Source organism: Eikenella sp. NML03-A-027 (assembly GCF_001648395.1).
Lineage (GTDB): Bacteria > Pseudomonadota > Gammaproteobacteria > Burkholderiales > Neisseriaceae > Eikenella > Eikenella exigua.
Genome location: NZ_LXSM01000005.1, coordinates 80,806 through 100,499, shown reverse-complemented (window position 1 = coordinate 100,499; position 19,694 = coordinate 80,806). Strand labels below are relative to the sequence as shown.

Here is a 19,694-nt window from a genome sequence, read left to right as displayed (position 1 = left end):
AACCGAAAACCGCCATCTCTGTTTTTCAAGTAGCCTTTGTTCATTACAACTTCAACACCCATTTGCGGTAGGCAAATTCGCCGCCCATCAGGATGCCCATTAGGATGTAGGCGATGATGCCGGTGTAGAGGGCCCACCAGCGGTATTGTTCGAGCAGCACGAGCAGGGCGGCGAGGCTGCCGTTGAGGGCGAAAAAGCCGCACCAGATTTGGGTAACGCGGCGGGTGTAGGCCACGCCTTCGGGTGGGAGGTCGGGGTGTTGCAGGCGGGCGAGGCGTTCGATGATGCTTTGTTTTTGTGTGAGGCTGAGGCCGAATAGCAGCAGCAGCAGGCCGTTTACCCACACGGGATACCAATACATACTGCCGGGCCGCTTCAAAAGGAGGATGGCGGCGAAGAAGGCGGCCACAAGGAGGGAAACGCGCCGCTGGCCGGGGTCGCGCTGCATGGCGGCGCGGGCGAGCCAGAGCAGGAGCATGAAACCGGCCAGCGGATAAAACCAGCCCTGCTCGCGGCCGTAATACCAGAGCAGGGGGTAGAGTACGCTCAAGATGCCGAGCAGGATTTTGGCGGCGGTTTTCACGCTTCGGGCTTGGCTTCTTGGTAGAGCTTGGACACGGCGGCAACTACGTCGTCGATGGTGCGGACGTTGCGGAAGTCCTCGGCTTGGAGTTTGTAGCCGGTTTGGCGTTTGATTTGGTCGAGCAGATCGATGGCGTCGATGCTGTCGATTTCGAGGTCTTCGTAGAGGTTGGTGCTGCCGGTTACGTTGCTGGTGTCGATTTCAAACATGTTTTCCAGTATGTCGAACAGAAAGGCGCGGATTTCGGTTTCGGTCATGGGTGTTCCTTATAATGATGGGTAGCAGCCGGGCAGGCATGCCCGACCTATGTTTCAGGTAGCCTTGATCATACTGCTTCGGCTAGCCGCGTTGTTTCTGCACGAAGGTGGCCAGCGTGGACACATTGGCGAAGCTGTCGCGCAGTTCCTGGCTTTCGCCGTCGAGCTGGAAGCCGAAGTGTTTTTGCACGGCCAGGCCGAGTTCGAGCGCGTCTACGGAATCGAGGCCGAGACCGCTGTCGCCAAACAGAGCTTCTTCATCGCCGATGTCGGCGGGAGTGAGATCTTCCAGACCGAGGCTGTCGATAATCAGTTGTTTGATTTCTTGTTTCAAATCAGTCATTTTTTTGGCTTCTTTCGTTGAAGTATTGTTGCAGGTGGTCGTTAAGGCGGCGGGCGGCAATGGGCAGGGGGTGCTTGCTTAACCAATCCTGCGGGTTGATGTCGTCGCCGACGATAAAGCGGTAGGCCGGTTTTTGCAGCGGGATTTTGTACCACGGCTGGCCTTTTTTGAAGTTCGGCGGCTGCATTTTAATCACCACGGGGGTGATTACCTGCGCGCTTCTGAGGCCGATGGACACTGCGCCGCGATGAAATTTCACCACACCGTCCCAGCCGGTGCGCGTGCCTTCGGGGAATACCAACAGGCATTGCTGCTGCAAAACTTGGTGCACGGCTTCCACAAAATCCAAATCTTCCTGATTGGGCAGGTAGCCGCAGGCGCGGATTTGCCCGGCCATGGCCGGGTTGCGCTGCAAATCGGCTTTTACGATGCAGTTGGCTTCGGGCACGCGGCCGAGCAGGAACACCACATCCAGCAGCGAGGGGTGGTTGGCCAAAATCAGCTGGCCGGGGCGGCCGAGCCGCTCGAAGCCTTCAAATTCCGCGCTCAAAATGCCGGAGCGCATCAGATAATAGCTAAACCACAGCCAGGTGCGCGTTACCACTCGTCGCGCCTGCTTTTGCTGTGTCAGTGTTGGCGAGCGGCGCAGCAGCCAGGGCAGCAGCACGATTTGCAGCAGCACGCCGAACACGCCGAAAAACACGAAGCCCAGCCCGGTGGCCAGCAATCGCCACAGGCGGTTTAAGCTGGTACTTAGGGGGTAAGCCGCTGCCATTGCCAAGCCTTGTCTGCATAACGGTTTATCCACTGGCGGCTGCCTGAGTGCTGTTGCCGCAACCATTCGATCGCGCCCCAATAGCCGCAGTTTGCCGTGTCGCCGACATCGGGTGCGGCGGGGGAAAGTTCCCATTCTTCTTCATATGTGAGCAGCAGGGCGAGCGCGTGGGCGAAGGGCGCACGTTCGGCGGGAGCGTCGGGGTATTGCGCCTGCAAGGGTTCGTCCACCACCACCGCCAATACGCGTTCCGCGCCCTCGGCCAGCAGGCCGGCGGCTTCGAGCACGGCGGTTTCCAAGCCGCTATGCCGCACGGAAAGCGCAGTGTATTCGCTCATGTCGCCGCGCAGCATCGACCACTGCCCGGCCAGGGCGTTGTGCACGGAAAGGCCGAAGGAAGTGGGGGAAACTTCGTTGTCGCGCAACAGCGTAACCCACAAGCCAAAGCTGCGGTTGATTTCGCCATCGTGTGAGGCGAGCACCAGCGGGCAGGACTCGCCTTCCGCCAAGAGCGGATGCGCCGCCGCAAACAGCAGCCGCGCCGAGAGGCCGAGCCGCCGCCGCTGCATGGCGGGCAGGAAATCCACCTTCGGCGGCGTGTCGGGCAAATCGGCGGCGTTCAAGCGGCCTGATGCCCACGCGGCCCAGTCTTCGCCTGTGTGCAGGCGGGTGGAGGCGGCGTGCCAGCTTTGGATGGAAAAGCGGAGACGGAAATCGGCGGTCATGTTTTAACTTCGTTGAAGCTGCATTTTAACTGCGTTGAAGCTTCGCTTTCAGGTAGCCTTTTTCAAAATAGGCAGCCTGTTAAGGACAGTTAAGATGGTGCATTATAACAAGAATGCGGCACTCGGGCATCTTGCGAGCGGGCTGAAAAATGTGAACGGCGTTTCTGCGAAAAGAAAAGTTTCAGGTAGCCTTGATTTCTGAGGTTTCCACATTGGCTGCCCGCGAATTTGAGGCTACCTGAAAGAACTAAAGCGCCTAAACAAAACAATAAAGCAGCCGCTTTTCCACCGCCTGCCATTCGCCGAAGCCGTGCCAAGCCCATTCCGCTGCTACTTCCTGCGGCCACACCACACTGCACAACCAAGCTCCATCCAGTAGAAATACCGCGCCCTGCCAAAACCGGCCGCCTGCGCAGAGCCGCCAGCCGTCCCCGTTTGGCTGCAATCCGGTTTGCGGCATATCCGCCAGCCCCTGCCCCGTGGCCTTGAGCAAGGCCTCTTTCAGCGTCCACAACGCATAATAATCGGCCAATTCGGCATGCTGTTGCAGCCAGCGTGCTTCATCTGCATGCAGCACCCAATCCGGCCAGGCATCGAAACGGCGCGGGCGCAGCCGTTCCAAATCCACGCCAACGGGAAAATCGGCAGACGGCACCGCCAGCACGGCATGGCCGCCGCTGTGGCTGAGGCTACCTGAAAAACCGTCTGCCGCCGCCTGCTGCTTGAGAAAGCGGCTCACCTGCCAGCCGGTTTGCGCCACACGGGCAAGGTGGCGAGAGAGATGGGCGCAGTCGGCCTCATCCAGCAGCCCGGCGGGGTAGCGCGCGGCGCAGTCGGGCGCGGCCAGATAGAGGCGGATGGTGTGTTGCGGCGGCAGGCGGGTAGGCATAGGCAAGGTTTTTTAATATACTTTAAACTTTGTGAAATCGCGGTTGATTGGCCGTGAATTTCCAGTTTTCCAACCCAGCTTAAAAGGGAGCAAATATGAAATCTCGCCAAATCATGCTGGCGGCTGCAATTGTAGCCGCTTTCGGCCTCGCCGGCTGCAACAACAACCGTGCGCCGAACAACACAAGCGGTCAAGGCGGCCGCAACGGCGCCCATGCCACCAGCCAAACCACCGGCCGCGTGTGCCGCCTGCTGCAAGACGACGACCCCAACCGCAGCGGCCGCAAAGTAGTGTACCGCTGCTCCGGCCGCGCCGTGCTGGCTTCCGAAGAAGCCGAAAGTCTGCTCAATCCCAATGTGCCTGTGAGCTTCGGCGGCGGCGGCCGCGTGATTCAGGCTAATTTATCCACCCGTCAGGCAGCCAATGCTTCCAACAAATCAGACGAAGCCGCCTGCGAACGCGCCTTTATCAACGCCGCCCATAAATTCCAGCAAACCGCCCAAGCCCGTGGCGGCAGCCGCGTGAGCAACTTCCACAGCTACTACAACCGCCAAGTGCTGCGCGGCGGGCAGTACGACTGCGAAGTGGGCACTTTCCACGCCCGCGTAGTGATGCGCGGCAACATCGCCCGCTAAGTCGGCTGCGTACCCTGCTGCACCGCCCCGGCCGCGTGTTCAGCCGCGAAGAACTGCTCACCGCCATGTTCGGCGGCAACCGCCCCTCCGACCCGCACACCATCAACACCCACATCCGCGCCCTGCGTCACAAACTACGCGCAGCCGGCATCGCCGACGAACACATCCGCACCCATCACGGGCTGGGGTATAGTTTTAACGAAACCTGAAGCACGGTTTTCAGACGGCCTTTCAAGCTGTCGCAACCATCCACAGGAGTAACGCCATGCCTTCCGCCAAGCTCATCCAAAAACTCAAACCCGCCCTGCAAAACCCACTTCCGCCCGAACAAGACGGCATCTTGTTGTGCCTTGATTCCGACAACGTAACGGGCGACAACGCCAAATACATGAACATGTACAACCGCCTCGCCCGTTGGTACGATTTCGGCGAACGCTGGATAGCCCGCCTCAAATACGGCAACAGCATCAACGAAATGCGGCGCAGCCTGATGGGCGAACTGGAATGGCGGCAGGATTGCACCGCGCTCTACGTCTCCATCGGCACAGGCGTCGATTTAAACCACCTGCCCACCAACATCAACCCCGCCACACTGGACTTGACCGGCGCCGACCTGTCGCTCGGCATGTTGGCACGCTGCCGCAACGTATGGCAGAAAAAAGCGGCAGGCTTGGACTTGGTACACTGCAACGCTGAAGACTTACCCTTTGCCGACAATATGTTCGACGTCGTATTCCATGTGGGCGGCATCAATTTTTTCAGCGACAAACAAAAAGCCATCAACGAAATGCTGCGTGTTGCCAAGCCCGGCACCAAAATCATGATTGCAGACGAAACCACCGACTTCATCCAACAACAATACAAAAAAAGCCTGTTCACGCGGAACTACTTCCAAGACACCGATTTCGACCTGACACAAATCGAAAACTGCATCCCCGAAACCGTGCAGGAAGAGAAAACGCGACTGCTGTGGAACAACCTCTTTTACTGCATTACCTTCCGCAAACCTGCTTGAACCAGCCGCCGCATTTTCTTTTTCAGACGACCTCAAAATCTGAAAAGGTCGTCTGAAAAATAAAAAGCAGCCTGCACTCGTTATAAATAAAGTGCAGGCTGCTTTTACGCTTTCAGGTAGCCTTTCAGACGACCTTAATGCAGATTTGCTTTAAAGAACTGCTCAAACTTATCAAACGGAATCTTGCCTCGGGTGTTGTCATACAAATCCGTGTGGTTCGCACCCGGCACGATGTACAGCTCTTTGTTTTTGCTGCCCAGAGATTTGAACGCGTCTTCGCTGAAATAGCGTGAGTGTGCTTTTTCACCGTGTACGATTAAAGCGGGGGCGCGCAATTCGCCGGCACGTTGCAGGATGGGCATATTGATGAATGCCAGCGGCACGGTGGTCGCCCACGAACCTTGCGGATTGGAGTTTACCGCGCGGGGATGGAAGCCGCGTTTGGTGCGGTAGAAATCAGCGTATTCGGCGATAAATTTCGGCGTGTCGGCGGTAATGTCTTTGGGGTCAAGGTTGTTGGCGGGCGCAAGAGTGGCGTAACCGTTTTGTGCTGCTTCCCAGCGGCCGTTGTTCAGTTGCACTTTCGTTTGGTAGCGCGCTTCGGCAGTTTGCGCGGGGACGCGGTCGTAGCCGCCTTGGGCGTTCTGCTTCATATTGATTTCGTAGCCGTTGGCCATCACGCGGGTCATGTCGTACATGGTGCTGGTGGCGACGGCTTTGATGCGGGTATCGCCCACGGCGGCGTTCAACGCCATGCCGCCCCAACCGCAAATGCCCAAGATGCCTATTTGTTCGCGGTTCACGAAGTTTTGCAGGCCGAGGAAATCAACGGCGGCGGAAAAGTCTTCGGTGTTGATGTCGGGCGACGCCATATTGCGCGGTTCGCCGCCGGATTCACCGAGGTAGGACGGGTCAAATGCCAAGGTTACAAAACCGCGTTCTGCCATCGCTTGGGCATATAGACCGCTGGATTGCTCCTTCACCGCACCGAACGCGCCGGCTACCGCAATTGCAGGCAGTTTCTGACCCGAACGGATATTTTTCGGCACATACAAATCACCAACCAATGTGATGCCGTAGCGGTTTTTGAATGTTACTTTGTGGTGTTCCACTTTATTGGACTGAGGGAAAATTTTGTCCCATTCTTGGGTAAGCTGCATGGTTTGAACTCCTTTCATCGGGGTAATGGATACGTCTGCCAGCGCAGGGGCGGACAAAGTCAATGCAACGGCGGCTGCGGCAGCAGTTTTCAGGAATGATTTTTTAGCTTGATTTCTCATGGGGTTGCTCCGTGATTTGTTTATCGAATGAGTGCATTATAGGGATGGACTGTTTGGCAAACAATGAATAAAATCCGAATTGTTAATTCTAAAATTTGGAATAATTAAGGTGCAGGCTGCCTGAAAAGGTTTTCAGACGACCTGAACCAATCCCTTGAAAATCAAAATGGACAAACTCAACGCCCTAAAATACTTCTGCTCCGCCGCCGAGACCCTGCAATTCCGCGAGACCGCGCTGCGCCTGTCCGTTTCGCCGCAGGTGGTAACGCGCGTGATTGCCGAATTGGAACAACACCTCGGCGAACAGCTTTTTACCCGCAACACACGCAATATCCACCTGACCGAGTTTGGCGCAGCCTTCCTGCCGCGTGCCCAGCAGCTTCTTACCGACAGCGAAAACCTGTTTTCTGCCGCCAAAGAAAAAGACGAGATACGCGGCATCGTCCGCATCACCGTACCGCAGTGGAACGATAACGACCACATACTCACCCGCCTGCTGGAAAAATGCGCCGACTATCCCGAACTTTATATCGATTGGCGCAGCAACGACGCCAAACTTAACGCGGTGGAAAACCAACTCGACATCGGCATCCGCATCGGGACACAGGCAGAAGATTTGATGATTGTCCGCAAAATCTGCGACACCACCGACAAAATCGTCGCCTCCCCCGCCTATCTCGCCCGCCACGGCACGCCGCAAAGCCTAGACGAATTAACCGACCGTTTCCCCGCATCGTCGCTCATTAACGCCAACACCAACCGCCCGTGGGGCTGGCCGCTCAACGCAGAAATGCACGTTTTTCCAAAAAACATCCGTTTCATCACAGACGACCCTGCCAACGAACTCGCCGCCGCGCTGGCAGGCAGCGTTGCCGCCTATATCCCGGAACATCTGTGCCGAATCCACCTGCAAAACGGCGAACTGGTGGAACTCTTTCCCGACATCCCGCGCCGCCCATGGCAACTCTACATCTACCGCCCGCAACGTACAGTAACTTCCGGGCGCGTGTTAAAGGTATTCGACTGGCTGACGGAGGTGTTGCAGGAAATGTATGATAAAGAGGCTACCTGAAAATCCGGCAAGCTCAAGGATAGTCATCAGTTATCGCTAACCTCCTTTTCAGACGGCCTCCAAGCGCGAAAACCAGCCCGACTTAATCACACACACTTTTCAGGCTACCTGAAAGCGAAACTTCACTGCAGTCAAAACACCGCGCAGTTTCTGCGCAGCTTAAGTTTCAGGTAGCCTGCAATCATTGCAGCAACCGATTCCGTGGCATACTGCCTGAAACAGCCTGTCTATTCTTCTCCAGTGTATAATCCTGCCTATCACAAAACCAATCTTTCCAACCAATTACGGCTGAAGCAATGATTTTCTCATACCGAGCGACGAGCCGCAGGCAGTACAGGCAGGGGAAATAAGCGCTTTAGCTATATTTAAGAGCAAACACATCATGACCTTAGCCTACTGGTGCATCTTCTTCGCCATTTTCCTGCCCATTTTCTGCGCCGCCTATGCCAAATACCGCGCCGGATTTTCCCCGACCGACAACCACAACCCGCGCGCCTTCCTGGCCCGCGCCCAAGGCAAGGCCGCGCGCGCCGATGCGGCACAGCAAAACAGCTACGAAATCTTCCCTCCGTTTGCCGCCGCCGTGATCATCGCCCACGCCACCGGCAACGCCGCCCAGTTCACCATCAATTTCTGGGCGCTGCTCTTCGTGGCCAGCCGCATCGCCTTTATCTATTGCTACATCAACGATAAAGCCACGCTGCGCTCGGCCATGTTCGGTGTGAACCTGCTGTGCATCGTGGCTTTGTTTATTGCCGCCATTTGATTTTCAGGTAGCCTTATGGAACGCCCCGTTAAGGTTTTGTTCGTTTGCTTGGGCAACATTTGCCGCTCGCCGATGGCCGAATATCTCTGCCGCAGCATGGCGGCCGCCCGCGGCCTGCCGGTGCACACCGCCAGTGCGGGCACATCCGGCTGGCACGACGGCGAAGGCATGCATTGCGGCAGCCTGGAAGTCCTCTCCGACGAAGGTATCGACAGCAGCGGCTTTGTGAGCCGCCGCGTGCGTGCGCAGGATTTGGCCGGTTTCGACTACCTGCTGGCCATGGACGACGACAACCTAGCCGAACTGGAACAACGCTTCGGCCGCCACCCCGGCAAAATATTCAAGATAACCGACCTTCTGCCCGATAGCGGTTACAGCCACGTTCCTGACCCGTGGTATACCGGCAACTTCAACGAAACCCGCCGCATCCTCACCGCCTGCTGCTCTGCGCTGCTGGATAAGATTGAAAAAGATTTGGCCAACCGGCCTTAGTCAGGCAAACGCTAAAAGGCTACCTGAAAGTTTTTCAGGTAGCCTTATCACTGCCGTATCCAAGCCCTACCACTCAAACGGCAGCCCGAGTTCCTCGGCCAAGCGGCGCATTTCATCCAGCGTTTTGGGCAGGATGGGGATGCCGCTTTGTTTGCGTTCGCGGCAGCATTCGGCTTCTTTTTCGCCGTGGATGTAAATCCGCTCTTGGCCAGCGGCTTTTGCCGATTCGCGCAGCTCTTGCAGGTAGGCGCTGAAATCGCTGCGGATGGCTTGGGCATCACCGAAGATTTCCGGATTGAAGGCAGCGAAATAGTGGCAGATGCCGGCATGGCCGTTTTTCATGGTGTGGTTGGACGTGGTGCCTTGCGAGAGGCAGGCGGAGAAGAATTCCACCAGCACGGCATAGCCGTAGCCTTTGTGGCTGCCGAACAGCTCGCTGCTGCCGCCCAAGGGATACATGCCGCCGCCCAGCCCTTGGCGCACACATTCCACAATAATCTGCGGGTCGGTCTCGTCTACGCCCTGGCTGTTAATCGCCCAGCCCAGTGGGGCGGTTAGGCCTTTTTTGAGGTATACCTCGGGCTTGCCGAAGGCAACCACGGAGGTGGCGGCATCGAGGCTGAAATCGGTCGGGCTGGCGGGAATGGCCACGGCGATGGGGTTGGTGCCCATCATCGGGGTGCGTCCGTAGGTGGGCACTACAATGGGGAAGGAATTGGTCATGGAAATGCCCACCAGGCCTTGGCTGGCAGCCATGCTGCTGTAGTAGGCGGCGATGCCGTAGTGGTTGGAATTGCGCACCGACACCATGCCGATGCCGCTTTGTTTGGCTTTATCGATGGCCAGCAGCATGGCATAGCGCGACACAAGCTGCCCCATTGCAGCGTGGCCGTCCACTACTGCCGATACGGGCGTTTCAAACACAGTTTCCGGTTTGGCGCCAATGTGTACGAAGCCACCATTGATGTGCTGACGGTACATTTCCAGCCGTTGTGAACCATGTGTGTCCACACCGCAGAGGTCGGCGGCTACCAGCACATCGGTAATCTGCGCCGCTTCTTCCGGCACGAAGCCGTAAGCCTTAAAGGCGGCCTCGGTGAACGCACGTAGGGCTGCAGCATCAATTTTTCTAATCGTTTGCATTGTTTATCCTCCTCCGCTTCTGCGGCAACAAAAAACTGGTTCCAACCTGATGTGTTCGCCTACTCACTGCCTTGGCAGCAGGCTTGTTATACCTTTATTATACCGCGATTTTCATCCCAGACGGCAACCGATGCAAACCCTGCGTTGAAAGTGGTAGCAAGTGACGGTTTTAACCTCGTTGAAGCTGCACTTTCAGGTAGCCTTTAATCTGTAAACAAACCTACTTTGGCAAGATGTATCCTTGAAAGGCTTAAAAAAAAAGAATATGCTGCACGCACAGCATCACAGGATGCTGTCTATGTTATCGGAAATGGGGCGGCCAGCCCCATACTATTGTTTAGGAGAACCAACGAAATGGCTAAAAATCTGAACGTTTTCGACCGCGAATACGGTCTGCTCATCAATGGCGAGTGGACAAAGCCCGGCAATCTGCTGGAATCGCACAACCCCGCCAACGGCGAGCTCTTGGCTAAATTCACCGACGCCACCGATGCCGACGTGGATGCCGCTGTGGCTGCTGCACAGGCTGCGTTTAAAACCTGGCGCAAAACCACCGCCGCCGAGCGCGCTGCTATTCTGAATCGAATCGCCGATGTGATTGATGAGAATGCCGAACTCTTCGCCCTGCAGGAAACGCTCGATAACGGCAAACCCATCCGCGAAACCCGCGCCGCCGACATCCCGCTGGCCTCCGACCACTTCCGCTATTTCGCCAGCGTAATTCGCGGCGAAGAAGGTAGCGCCAACCAACTGGATGAAGAAGATCTCTCCATCGTATTGCGCGAGCCCATCGGCGTAGTTGGCCAAATCATTCCGTGGAACTTCCCCTTCCTCATGGCCGCCTGGAAAATTGCTCCCGCGCTGGCCGCAGGCTGCACCATCGTGATCCACCCCTCTTCCAACACCTCACTGAGCCTGCTGTCTTTCGCCCAAAAAATCAACCACCTGCTGCCCAAAGGCGTGCTCAACGTGATTACCGGCAAAGGCAGCAAATCCGGCGAATACATGCTGCACCACAAAGGCTTCAACAAGCTCGCCTTCACCGGCTCTACCGAAGTGGGCCGCCGCGTGGGCATCGCCGCTGCCGAGCTGCTGATTCCGTCCACCCTGGAATTGGGCGGCAAATCCGCCAACATCTTCTTCGACGACATGCCTTTCGACAAAGCCTTGGAAGGCGCGCAAAAAGGCATTTTGTTCAACCAAGGCCAAGTATGCTGTGCCGGTTCGCGCATCTTCGTGCAGGAAGGCATTTACGACAAATTCGTAGCCGCCTTGGCCGAAGAGTTTAAAAAAGTGAAAGTCGGCCTGCCTTGGGAAGACGACACCCAAATGGGCGCGCAAGTAAACGCCGGCCAGCTTGATACCATCCTCAAGTATGTGAAGATCGGCGAGCAGGAAGGCTGCCGCATCATCACCGGTGGTAAAAAAGTGGAAGGCGAATTGGGCAAAGGCGAATTTGTTGAGCCCACCCTGATTGCTGCCGACAGCAACAACAGCCGTATCGCCCAAGAAGAAATCTTCGGCCCGGTGGCTACCGTGATTAAATTCAAAACCGAAGAAGAAGTTATCCAGCTGGCCAACGACAGCGAATACGGCCTCGGCGGCGGTGTGTGGACGCGCGATATCAACCGCGCCCTGCGCGTATCCCGCGCCCTGGAAACCGGCCGCGTGTGGGTGAACTGCTACAACCGTCTGCCTGCCGGCGCTCCCTTCGGCGGCTACAAAACTTCCGGCATCGGCCGCGAAACCCACAAAATGATGCTCGAAGCCTACACTCAAGTGAAAAACATCTATATCTCTACCCGTGAAGAGCGTGAAGGCATGTATTGATTGCTTTGCTTGATTGCAACGCAAAAGCTGCTGGTATCCCGGCAGCTTTTTTGTGTGATCGATGGGCGTTGCTATGTCGATAGACTATCTGCGTGTTTTGTGATTTTCAGGTAGCCTTTGCGCATCACGCTTCCTGTTTAAAGGCTACCTAAAAATTAATATATAGCTGAAATAATTATTTCTTCATACCAGGCAGCGAACCGCAGACAGTACAGCTAGTACGGGCAAGGCGAGCCAACGCAGTAGGAAGAAATAAGTATTTCAGTATAGCTTAAATATTTCTGTCATACAGCTTTAACCACCTTGTATGGGGAAATCTGCTTCAGCTATAGTGCCATTTATTTCTCGAGGAGAACCATTTATGCACATTCTGCCTTTTTCCATGCCGGTTAAGCCCTTTAAAATGCGCGGCATCGGGCCGCATCGGCCGATTATGATGGCTTTGGTGGCGCTGTTGTTGATGCTGCCGGTGGGCGCGATATTCGTTGCGTGGCAGAGTCATGTTGCTGCCGAAATCTATCAAGACTACCAAATCGGCCAACACGCCGTGCCGGTAAACGCGCGGATCGATGGTGAATGCAGCACTCGCAAATCCATCTTCACCAGCTGCAAAACTACCATCACATACCGCGATCATACGGTGAAAAAATCCTTTAGCTTTTTTGGCACTGGTGGCGATATTTACGCCCGTGCAGTGGCCGACGCTAATGATCCATCACGCCTGACGCTGGATGTGGCGGTGGAGAAAGTGGGTAACCGCAGCATGGGTGTGTTGTTGTTTGGCGGGCTAGGGCTGTTGATGATTGGCGCCGCGTTTTATGTCGCGCTGGTGCGCGTGCCGCGCTACCGCCGGATTTTGGCCGCCATCAACCGACCCGAAGCCCAGCCTTGGCAGCTGGCCGCCGTGCCCTGCCTGAGTACCGGCAATGCGGGTAAAGACGCGGTATATCAAGCCGAAATCGATGGCAAAACCCACAAAATCGGCCTCAGCTTCGGCAAACAGGAAAACCGTGCTTGGACGTTTCAAACCCCCAGCGGGCAGCACTACCTGCTGGCTTTCGTGCCTAATGGCGGCGGCGTGCCGGTGGCGCTGGATAGAAAGCTGCTGGCGGTGGCAGGCTTGAGTAAGGGAGAGAAAAGTAAGCTGGCGGCCGAATTGAAGCGGGTAGCGGAAACGGCAACATCGGAATGTTAGCGTGTGATTTTGGCATAAAATAGAGGCTACCTGAAAAACGCATTTCCGGGTTTTCAGGTAGCCTTTCCCGCTATAATAGCGCCTGTTTTCTTTCCCACTCCAACCCATGAAAACCGCCAAACGTTACCCCTTTCCCGCCCTGTTGCGCCAACGCCTGCAACTGTATTTTGCCGACCAAGCCCAGCTGCCCGGCAGCCCGGGCGAGACGCAATTCCGCCGCTGGGCATGGCAGGCCGTGAAATCGCGCTACCGCCGTGCCGAAATCGGCCTGCTGCTGCTCGATGAAGAAACCGCCCGCGCCTACAACCGCGACTACCGCCAAAAAGACTACGCCACCAACGTGCTCAGCTTTGCACTGGATGAAGGCGAGCAGGCCGCTTTGGCCGGGCTTTCAGGTAGCCTGCCCGTTTTGCGCGGCGACCTAGTCATCTGCCCGCAAGTGGTGGCGCGCGAGGCTGCCGAACAAGGCAAAACCTTAGAAGCACACTTCGCCCACCTTACCCTGCACGGCGTGCTGCACCTGATGGGGTACGACCACATCGAGCCCGATGAAGCCGAAGCCATGGAAGCACTTGAAATCCGCCTGATGAATCAGTTAGGATACCCCAACCCCTACGCACAGGATGCAGACTGAAATGGACGATCACCCGGCCAAGCCCGGATTTTTTGAACGGCTGTTCGGCCGCCTCGCCGGCGACAGCCCCGATTCCCCCGAAGACATACTCGCCCTGCTGCGCCAAGCGCGCGAACAGAAAATCTTCGATGAAGACACCCAGCAATGGCTGGAAAAAATCATTGATTTCCGTGGGCTGGAAGTGCGCGACGCCATGATCAGCCGCGCCCAAATGGACGTGGTGAAGGCCGGCGACAGCATCAGCCGCATCATCGCCTATGTGGTGGGCACTACCCATTCCCGCTTCCCCGTGATTGCCGACGACAAAGACAACGTGCTCGGCATCCTGCACGCCAAAGACCTGCTCAAATACACCCTTAATCCCGAACAGTTCAAGCTTGAAAACGTGCTGCGCCCGGCCGTGTTTGTGCCCGAGGGCAAGCCGTTGAACGTGTTGCTTAAAGAGTTTCGCGATATGCACAACCACCTGGCCGTGGTGGTGGACGAATACGGCAGCATCAGCGGCCTGGTAACACTGGAAGACGTAATCGAGCAGATTTTGGGTGACATCGAAGACGAATTCGACGAAGACGACAGCGCGGACAATATCTTCGCCGTTTCCCCCGACCGCTGGCGCATCAACGCCGTTACCGAAATCGAAGACGTGAACGAATTTTTCGGCACGGACTACAGCGACGAAGAAGTGGACACCATCGGCGGGTTGGTGATTAAAGAGCTCGGCCATTTGCCCGTGCGCGGCGAAAAAGCCGTTATCGGCCCCTTGCAATTCACCGTGGCCCGCGCCGACAACCGCCGCCTGCACACGCTGATGGCGGTGAAAACCAAGCCCGAATAAACCCGCACGATAAAGGCTACCTGAAACCGGATTTCCCATTTTTCAGGTAGCCTTTGTTATAGCAGGCCAAATTGACTTTCGATACCAGGCGGTAAGCCGCAGGCAGTACAGAAGTACGGCAAGGCAAACCAACGCGATAGCGAAAGTTCAGTTGGTTGGCTATATGGCTGCGGGCGGGTAGCCAACCCGGCCATCCCATGTTTGTTGCAATCTGTTTTGGGCAGGCTACCTGAAATCATGATTGATGCCTTTCAGGTAGCCTTTGGCACGGGCACGCCCGTATAATGCCGCAGCATTCTTCCCAAAGATACTTCTATATGGTTTTCTCCTCCCTCCTCACCCTGCTCGACGACATCGCCTCCGTGCTCGACGACGTGGCCTTGATGACCAAAGTGGCCGCCAAAAAAACCGCCGGCGTGGTGGGCGACGATTTAGCGCTCAATGCCAACCAGGTAACCGGCGTGCGCGCCGACCGCGAGCTGCCCACCGTGTGGGCGGTGGCCAAAGGCTCGCTGCTGAACAAGCTGATTCTGATTCCCGCCGCCCTGCTGCTTTCCGTGTTCGCGCCCGCGCTGATTACGCCGCTTTTAATGTTCGGCGGCGGCTATTTGTGTTTCGAAGGCGTGGAAAAACTGCTGCACAAGCTGATGCACCGCCGCGACAGCAGCGCCCGCAGCGTGCCCGACGAATTGATCGACGAAAACGCCAAAATCAAAGGCGCTATCCGCACCGACTTCATCCTCTCCGCCGAAATCGTCATCATCGCCCTGGGTGTGGTGGCCGGCTCTTCGCTCACCACCCAAATCGTCAGCCTGATCTTGGTCGGCATCGGGCTCACCATATTTGTGTACGGCATCGTGGCGGTGATTGTGAAGGCCGACGATTTCGGCCTCGCCCTGATGCGCCGCCCGGCCACCGCCACCGCCGGTAAAGCCATTATTTTGTTTATGCCGTGGTTTATGCGCGGCGTCAGCATCATCGGCACGCTGGCCATGTTCCTCGTGGGCGGCGGCATCTTCGCCCACAACTGGGGCGCGCTGCACCATTGGCTGCTCGAACACCACTGGGACGGCGGCCTCGCCGGTATGCTCTCCTCCCTGCTCATCGGCCTCGCCGTGGGCGCGGTTGCCTGCGCGGTGGTGTTGCCGCTGATGAAGCTGTGGGAAAAGCGGCGGCAGGATTGAGTTGGCGCATAGCGCAAAGGAAGGCTACCTAAAAACGCAGCTTCCACGCAGTTAAAACACAGTGCAGCACAGTTTCTGCGAAGCTAAAAGTTTCAGGTAGCCTTTTTCTTATCTACGCACACGATAGGCCGGATACTTAATATCGAGCAAAGCATTTGATATTTTCAATATATTGAATGCAAAAAGAATGCTACTGCATTGGTTTGCCCGGCCGTTCTAACGGCACTGTCCGAGGCTCGCCGCCTTGCTCCATTCTCATTTGAACAGTAATAAAGGCTACCTGAAACTTTCAGGTAGCCTTTTCATTGCCTCTATAAGCGCTGGTTTAATCGCCTGCGGCCATCAGGTGGGCGTTACCGCCGGCGGCGGTGGTGTTGATGCTGCAGGAGGTTTCTTCAAACAGCTGCAGCACGTCCACGCCGTGTTGGGCGTTGATGATGCGCACCAGTGCGCCGTCGCTGCCGGCTAGTGTCTGTTTGAGTTCCACCGGCAATTCTTCCAGGGCAACCACGTGGCTGATGCCGGCGGAAGCGGGAGTGGCTGAGGTTTCCAGCAGGTCGGGAGCCTGTTCGGCGTAGGCGGCCAATAGATGCTGGTCGGACACGAGGGCGGTGATGCCGGAGCCGGCGAGCTCAATCCAGGCAGCGAAGGCTTGCGGCAGGCTGCCACCGTAGAGCCATACGCGTTTGGGCGCCTGCCAGCTCAACACGTTGTGTTCGCCGGTGGGGCCGCGCAACACTTGCTCGGCTTGGCGCAGGGTGTGTACGCGGGCGCGACCGAGGCTGCCGGCCAAGTCCAGCTTCTGCTCTTGGGTGAGCGGTAGGCTTTGCAGCAGGGTTTGCAGGCGGTTGAGCGCGTCTTCGTCGGCCTGGCCGCTGCGGGTGAGCGGGGGCGTGCGCCAGCTGTCGAGGCGGCTGAGGCGTTGCAGGTAGAAGGGGCCGCTAGCTTTAGGGCCGGTGCCGGAGAGACCGTGGCCGCCGAAGGGCTGCACGCCCACCACGGCGCCGACGATGTTGCGGTTCACATAAAGGTTGCCTGCTTCGATGCGGCGGCGGATGTGTTCCACCGTGCCGTCGATGCGGCTGTGGATGCCGCCGGTGAGGGCGTAGCCTTTGGCGTTGATTTGGTCGATGAGCTGGTCGAGCTCGTCGGCACGGTAGCGGATAACGTGCAGGATCGGGCCGAACACTTCGCACTGCAAATCGTTCAAATTGTTCAACTCAAACAAGGTGGGCGCGATGAAGGTGGCGTTATCGGCATTTTCAGGTAGCCTGATTTGGTGGCTGGATTTGGCAATGCCTTTCATGCGGTCGATGTGGCTTTGCAGATTGGCCTGCGCTTCGGCGTCGATAACCGGGCCGATGTCGGTACTCAGTTCGGCGGGGTTGCCCACGCGCAATTCGTTCATCGCGCCGCGAATCATGTTCACCATGTGATCGGCCACGTCTTCCTGCACGCACAAGATACGTAGGGCGGAGCAGCGCTGGCCGGCGCTGTCGAAGGCGGAGGCGAGCACGTCGGCGCACACTTGCTCGGCCAGCGCGGTGCTGTCCACAATCATGGCGTTTTGGCCGCCGGTTCCGGCAATCAGCACGGGCTGGCCGCTGCGGCGGGCGAGCGATTGGTTGATGAGGCGGGCCACTTCGGTGGAGCCGGTGAACACCACGCCGTTGATGCGTTCGTCCTGCGTGAGGGCGGCGCCCACGTCGCCCGCGCCGAGCACGAGCTGCAGCACGTTGCGCGGAATACCGGCTTCGTGCATCAGCTGCACGGCGCGGTAGGCGATCAGGCTGGTTTGTTCGGCGGGTTTGGCCACCACGGTGTTGCCTGCGGCCAATGCGGCCACCACTTCGCCGGTGAAGATGGCCAGCGGGAAGTTCCACGGGCTGATGGTAACGATGGTGCCCACGCCCTGGCTGTTTTCAGGTAGCGTGTGTTCGGCTTCGTCGGCGTAGTAGCGGCAGAAATCCACGGCTTCGCGCACTTCGGCGATGGCGTTGTTCAGCGTTTTGCCGGCTTCGCGCACGGCCAAGGCCATCAGCTCGGGCATGTGCGCTTCCATCAGGTCGGCCAGGCGGCGCAGCATATTGGCGCGTTCGGCGGCAGAAACGGCAGCCCAGCTGCTTTCGGCGGCTTTGGCGGCGGCGATGATTTCCGGCACGGCAGAAGCTTCTACGAAGGCGGCGCTGCCCACCACTTCGCTGTGGTCGGCCGGGTTGCGCACTTCATGCGCGGCCTGGGTCGGGGCGGACACGGCCAAAAGCGGCACGGCCTGCACCGGCGTGGCGGCTGCGGCGTTCATGGCGGCCTGCAGTTCCTGCAGCGTGTTTTCGTTGCTCAGGTCGAGGCCTTGCGAATTGAGGCGTTCTCCGCCATACAGATTGCGCGGCAGCGGCAGGCTGGTGTTGGGGTGGATGCCTTGTTCGGCGATGGTGTCGAAGGGGCTGCGGATGAGGGTGTCGATGCTGATGTTTTCATCCACAATCTGGTTGACAAACGAGGTGTTCGCGCCGTTTTCCAGCAGGCGGCGCACCAAGTAGGCCAGCAGGGTTTCGTGCGTGCCCACCGGCGCATACACGCGCACGTGCCGCCCCAAGTTCTGCGGGCCGACCACTTGGTCGTACAGGGTTTCGCCCATGCCGTGCAGGCATTGGTGTTCGAACTGTTTGCTTTTGCCCATTTGGTAAATCGCGGCCAGGGTGTAGGCGTTGTGGGTGGCGAATTGCGGGAATACGGCGTCTTGCGCGTCGAGCAGTTTGCGCGCGCAGGCCAGGTAGGAAATGTCGGTGTGGACTTTGCGGGTGTAGGTGGGGTAGCCGTCCAAGCCGTCCACTTGCGCCCATTTGATTTCACTGTCCCAATACGCGCCTTTCACCAGGCGGATCATCAGCTTCTGATTGTTGCGGCGGGCGAGGTCGATTAAATAGTCGATTACGAAGGGGCAGCGTTTCTGATAAGCCTGCACCACGAAGCCGATGCCGTGGTAGCCGGCCAGGTCGGGGTCGGAAACCAGGGCTTCCATCAAATCGAGCGAGAGTTCGAGGCGGTTGGCTTCTTCGGCGTCGATGTTGATGCCGATATCGTATTTTTTGCCGAGCAGGAACAATTCTTTCAGGCGCGGCAGCAGCTCGCCCATCACGCGGCCGTGTTGGGCGCGGGAATAGCGCGGGTGGATGGCGGAGAGTTTGACGGAAATGCCGTTGCCTTCATAAATGCCTTTGCCGGCGGCATCTTGGCCGATGGCGTGGATGGCGTTGACGTAGTCTTGATAATAGCGTTCGGCATCGGCTTCGGTCATAGCGGCTTCGCCGAGCATATCGAAGGAATAGAGATAGCCGAGTTTTTCGCGTTCCTTGCCGTTTTTCAGGGCTTCTTCGATGGTTTGGCCGGTAACGAACTGTTTGCCGAGCATGCGCATGGCGTAGTCTACGCCTTTGAGGATGAGCGGCTCGCCGCCTTTGCTCACGATGCGGGTGAGCGCATTGCCGAGGCTCTGGCCGCTGGGAGCAGCAGCGAGCTTGCCGGTTACCAGCAGGCCCCAGGCGGCAGCATTTACAAATAGAGAGGGGCTGTTGCCGAGGTGGCTTTTCCAGTCGCCGCCAGAGATTTTGTCGTGGATGAGTTTGTTGCGGGTGGCTTTATCGGGAATACGCAGCAGGGCTTCGGCCAAACACATCAGGGCGATGCCTTCTTCGCTGGAAAGGGAGAACTCGTGCATCAATGCGTCCACCCCACTGGCGCGGCGCCGCTCTTCACGCACCTGCTTCACCAGCCGGCGGGCGAGCCGGTCGGCGGCGGTACGCTCGTCTTGGCTCATCTGGGCGCGTTCGAGCATATCCTGCACGGCTTCAACTTCGTCGCGGCGGTAGGCATCGGTAACGGCTTGGCGCAGGCTGGTTTGTTGGGGGTGGGCAAACTGGAACATGGTTGGTCTCCGTGGTTGGCGGGGCTGCCCGATAAACCGCTTTTCAGGTAGCCTCTGTTTCGTTATGAATAGCTGCTTGGTTTGAACATCGGTAAAACGGCATCATAAACCAAACT

General features: G+C 57.6%; 20 protein-coding genes. 11 read left to right on the top strand and 9 right to left on the bottom strand.

All coding sequences use genetic code 11. From position 1 onward, the window contains the following. Positions 1-43: 43 nt before the first annotated feature. From A7P96_RS02460 to A7P96_RS02435, 6 genes are all read right to left on the bottom strand, one after another. Positions 44-583 (bottom strand): hypothetical protein, encoded by a 540-nt coding sequence (locus A7P96_RS02460; RefSeq protein WP_067524492.1) that lies wholly within the window; start codon positions 581-583, stop codon positions 44-46. Continuing rightward, complete coding sequence (locus A7P96_RS02455; RefSeq protein ID WP_067524491.1) at positions 580-840, bottom strand: acyl carrier protein; 261 nt, start codon at positions 838-840, stop codon at positions 580-582. Before A7P96_RS02455 ends, A7P96_RS02460 begins: the two co-directional genes overlap by 4 nt. Before the next feature lie 82 nt (positions 841-922). Next, the gene (locus tag A7P96_RS02450; protein ID WP_067524489.1) at positions 923-1,183 is read right to left on the bottom strand and encodes a phosphopantetheine-binding protein; all 261 of its coding nucleotides are present in this window, start codon (positions 1,181-1,183) and stop codon (positions 923-925) included. Further along, entirely contained in the window at positions 1,176-1,958 is a 783-nt protein-coding gene (locus tag A7P96_RS02445; protein WP_067524488.1) for a 1-acyl-sn-glycerol-3-phosphate acyltransferase, read from the bottom strand. The genes A7P96_RS02450 and A7P96_RS02445 overlap by 8 nt, the downstream gene beginning before the upstream one ends. Then, positions 1,937-2,683 carry a beta-ketoacyl synthase chain length factor gene (locus A7P96_RS02440; protein WP_067524486.1) on the bottom strand — a complete coding sequence of 249 codons (747 nt, stop codon included), beginning with the start codon at positions 2,681-2,683 and terminating at the stop codon, positions 1,937-1,939. The genes A7P96_RS02445 and A7P96_RS02440 overlap by 22 nt, the downstream gene beginning before the upstream one ends. Positions 2,684-2,939: 256 nt before the next feature. Further along, complete coding sequence (locus tag A7P96_RS02435) at positions 2,940-3,572, bottom strand: 4'-phosphopantetheinyl transferase superfamily protein (protein ID WP_067524485.1); 633 nt, start codon at positions 3,570-3,572, stop codon at positions 2,940-2,942. Between the two features lie 95 nt (positions 3,573-3,667). Between A7P96_RS02435 and A7P96_RS02430 the strand changes: the two genes are divergently transcribed. The 3 genes from A7P96_RS02430 to A7P96_RS02425 are packed head-to-tail and all read left to right on the top strand — an operon-like array spanning position 3,668 to position 5,222. After that, positions 3,668-4,207: a hypothetical protein gene (locus A7P96_RS02430; protein WP_067524483.1), complete on the top strand. Its 540-nt coding sequence runs from the start codon at positions 3,668-3,670 to the stop codon at positions 4,205-4,207. Further along, on the top strand, positions 4,150-4,416 hold the full coding sequence (locus tag A7P96_RS10155) for a helix-turn-helix domain-containing protein (protein WP_369799135.1): 267 nt from the start codon (positions 4,150-4,152) through the stop codon (positions 4,414-4,416). Before A7P96_RS02430 ends, A7P96_RS10155 begins: the two co-directional genes overlap by 58 nt. 56 nt (positions 4,417-4,472) lie before the next feature. Next, entirely contained in the window at positions 4,473-5,222 is a 750-nt protein-coding gene (locus A7P96_RS02425) for a class I SAM-dependent methyltransferase (protein ID WP_067524481.1), read from the top strand. Between the two features lie 134 nt (positions 5,223-5,356). Here A7P96_RS02425 and A7P96_RS02420 read toward each other — a convergent pair whose 3' ends face one another. Beyond that, positions 5,357-6,502 carry an alpha/beta hydrolase gene (locus A7P96_RS02420; RefSeq protein WP_067524479.1) on the bottom strand — a complete coding sequence of 382 codons (1,146 nt, stop codon included), beginning with the start codon at positions 6,500-6,502 and terminating at the stop codon, positions 5,357-5,359. A 166-nt stretch (positions 6,503-6,668) separates the two neighbouring features. Between A7P96_RS02420 and A7P96_RS02415 the strand changes: the two genes are divergently transcribed. The 3 genes from A7P96_RS02415 to A7P96_RS02405 all read left to right on the top strand — a co-directional run bounded on the left by A7P96_RS02415 (position 6,669) and on the right by A7P96_RS02405 (position 8,832). Then, complete coding sequence (locus A7P96_RS02415; protein WP_067524477.1) at positions 6,669-7,574, top strand: LysR family transcriptional regulator; 906 nt, start codon at positions 6,669-6,671, stop codon at positions 7,572-7,574. 382 nt (positions 7,575-7,956) lie between these two features. Then, positions 7,957-8,340, top strand: coding sequence for an MAPEG family protein (locus tag A7P96_RS02410; RefSeq protein WP_067524475.1), 384 nt, complete (start codon positions 7,957-7,959; stop codon positions 8,338-8,340). Between the two features lie 15 nt (positions 8,341-8,355). After that, positions 8,356-8,832 (top strand): low molecular weight protein-tyrosine-phosphatase, encoded by a 477-nt coding sequence (locus A7P96_RS02405; RefSeq protein WP_067524473.1) that lies wholly within the window; start codon positions 8,356-8,358, stop codon positions 8,830-8,832. Positions 8,833-8,898: 66 nt separating this feature from the next. Here A7P96_RS02405 and A7P96_RS02400 read toward each other — a convergent pair whose 3' ends face one another. Next, positions 8,899-9,975 carry an Ldh family oxidoreductase gene (locus A7P96_RS02400; protein ID WP_067524471.1) on the bottom strand — a complete coding sequence of 359 codons (1,077 nt, stop codon included), beginning with the start codon at positions 9,973-9,975 and terminating at the stop codon, positions 8,899-8,901. 354 nt (positions 9,976-10,329) lie between these two features. Between A7P96_RS02400 and A7P96_RS02395 the strand changes: the two genes are divergently transcribed. From A7P96_RS02395 to A7P96_RS02375, 5 genes are all read left to right on the top strand, one after another. Next, complete coding sequence (locus tag A7P96_RS02395; protein ID WP_067524470.1) at positions 10,330-11,805, top strand: aldehyde dehydrogenase family protein; 1,476 nt, start codon at positions 10,330-10,332, stop codon at positions 11,803-11,805. A gap of 361 nt (positions 11,806-12,166) precedes the next feature. Continuing rightward, the gene (locus tag A7P96_RS02390) at positions 12,167-13,000 is read left to right on the top strand and encodes a hypothetical protein (protein WP_067524468.1); all 834 of its coding nucleotides are present in this window, start codon (positions 12,167-12,169) and stop codon (positions 12,998-13,000) included. A gap of 106 nt (positions 13,001-13,106) precedes the next feature. Next, on the top strand, positions 13,107-13,634 hold the full coding sequence (gene ybeY, locus A7P96_RS02385) for an rRNA maturation RNase YbeY (RefSeq protein WP_067524466.1): 528 nt from the start codon (positions 13,107-13,109) through the stop codon (positions 13,632-13,634). 1 nt (position 13,635) lies between these two features. Next, positions 13,636-14,469, top strand: coding sequence for an HlyC/CorC family transporter (locus A7P96_RS02380; protein ID WP_067524464.1), 834 nt, complete (start codon positions 13,636-13,638; stop codon positions 14,467-14,469). 317 nt (positions 14,470-14,786) lie between these two features. Continuing rightward, positions 14,787-15,653, top strand: a complete 867-nt coding sequence (locus tag A7P96_RS02375; protein WP_067524567.1) for a DUF808 domain-containing protein — start codon at positions 14,787-14,789, stop codon at positions 15,651-15,653. A 325-nt stretch (positions 15,654-15,978) separates the two neighbouring features. Here the strand turns inward: A7P96_RS02375 and putA are convergent, their stop codons facing one another. After that, positions 15,979-19,578, bottom strand: a complete 3,600-nt coding sequence (gene putA / locus A7P96_RS02370) for a bifunctional proline dehydrogenase/L-glutamate gamma-semialdehyde dehydrogenase PutA (protein ID WP_067524462.1) — start codon at positions 19,576-19,578, stop codon at positions 15,979-15,981. Positions 19,579-19,694: the final 116 nt, after the last annotated feature.

Excerpts from the sequence above, each read along its gene's own strand:
- A7P96_RS02415 (WP_067524477.1), top strand. The coding sequence starts at position 6,669 with ATGGACAAACTCAACGCCCTAAAATACTTCTGCTCCGCCGCCGAGACC.
- A7P96_RS02455 (WP_067524491.1), bottom strand. The coding sequence starts at position 840 with ATGACCGAAACCGAAATCCGCGCCTTTCTGTTCGACATACTGGAAAAC.
- A7P96_RS02450 (WP_067524489.1), bottom strand. The coding sequence starts at position 1,183 with ATGACTGATTTGAAACAAGAAATCAAACAACTGATTATCGACAGCCTC.
- A7P96_RS02405 (WP_067524473.1), top strand. The coding sequence starts at position 8,356 with ATGGAACGCCCCGTTAAGGTTTTGTTCGTTTGCTTGGGCAACATTTGC.
- A7P96_RS02425 (WP_067524481.1), top strand. The coding sequence starts at position 4,473 with ATGCCTTCCGCCAAGCTCATCCAAAAACTCAAACCCGCCCTGCAAAAC.
- A7P96_RS02395 (WP_067524470.1), top strand. The coding sequence starts at position 10,330 with ATGGCTAAAAATCTGAACGTTTTCGACCGCGAATACGGTCTGCTCATC.
- A7P96_RS02445 (WP_067524488.1), bottom strand. The coding sequence starts at position 1,958 with ATGGCAGCGGCTTACCCCCTAAGTACCAGCTTAAACCGCCTGTGGCGA.
- ybeY (WP_067524466.1), top strand. The coding sequence starts at position 13,107 with ATGAAAACCGCCAAACGTTACCCCTTTCCCGCCCTGTTGCGCCAACGC.
- A7P96_RS02400 (WP_067524471.1), bottom strand. The coding sequence starts at position 9,975 with ATGCAAACGATTAGAAAAATTGATGCTGCAGCCCTACGTGCGTTCACC.
- putA (WP_067524462.1), bottom strand. The coding sequence starts at position 19,578 with ATGTTCCAGTTTGCCCACCCCCAACAAACCAGCCTGCGCCAAGCCGTT.
- A7P96_RS02410 (WP_067524475.1), top strand. The coding sequence starts at position 7,957 with ATGACCTTAGCCTACTGGTGCATCTTCTTCGCCATTTTCCTGCCCATT.
- A7P96_RS02430 (WP_067524483.1), top strand. The coding sequence starts at position 3,668 with ATGAAATCTCGCCAAATCATGCTGGCGGCTGCAATTGTAGCCGCTTTC.
- A7P96_RS02380 (WP_067524464.1), top strand. The coding sequence starts at position 13,636 with ATGGACGATCACCCGGCCAAGCCCGGATTTTTTGAACGGCTGTTCGGC.
- A7P96_RS02390 (WP_067524468.1), top strand. The coding sequence starts at position 12,167 with ATGCACATTCTGCCTTTTTCCATGCCGGTTAAGCCCTTTAAAATGCGC.
- A7P96_RS02440 (WP_067524486.1), bottom strand. The coding sequence starts at position 2,683 with ATGACCGCCGATTTCCGTCTCCGCTTTTCCATCCAAAGCTGGCACGCC.
- A7P96_RS02420 (WP_067524479.1), bottom strand. The coding sequence starts at position 6,502 with ATGAGAAATCAAGCTAAAAAATCATTCCTGAAAACTGCTGCCGCAGCC.
- A7P96_RS02435 (WP_067524485.1), bottom strand. The coding sequence starts at position 3,572 with ATGCCTACCCGCCTGCCGCCGCAACACACCATCCGCCTCTATCTGGCC.
- A7P96_RS02375 (WP_067524567.1), top strand. The coding sequence starts at position 14,787 with ATGGTTTTCTCCTCCCTCCTCACCCTGCTCGACGACATCGCCTCCGTG.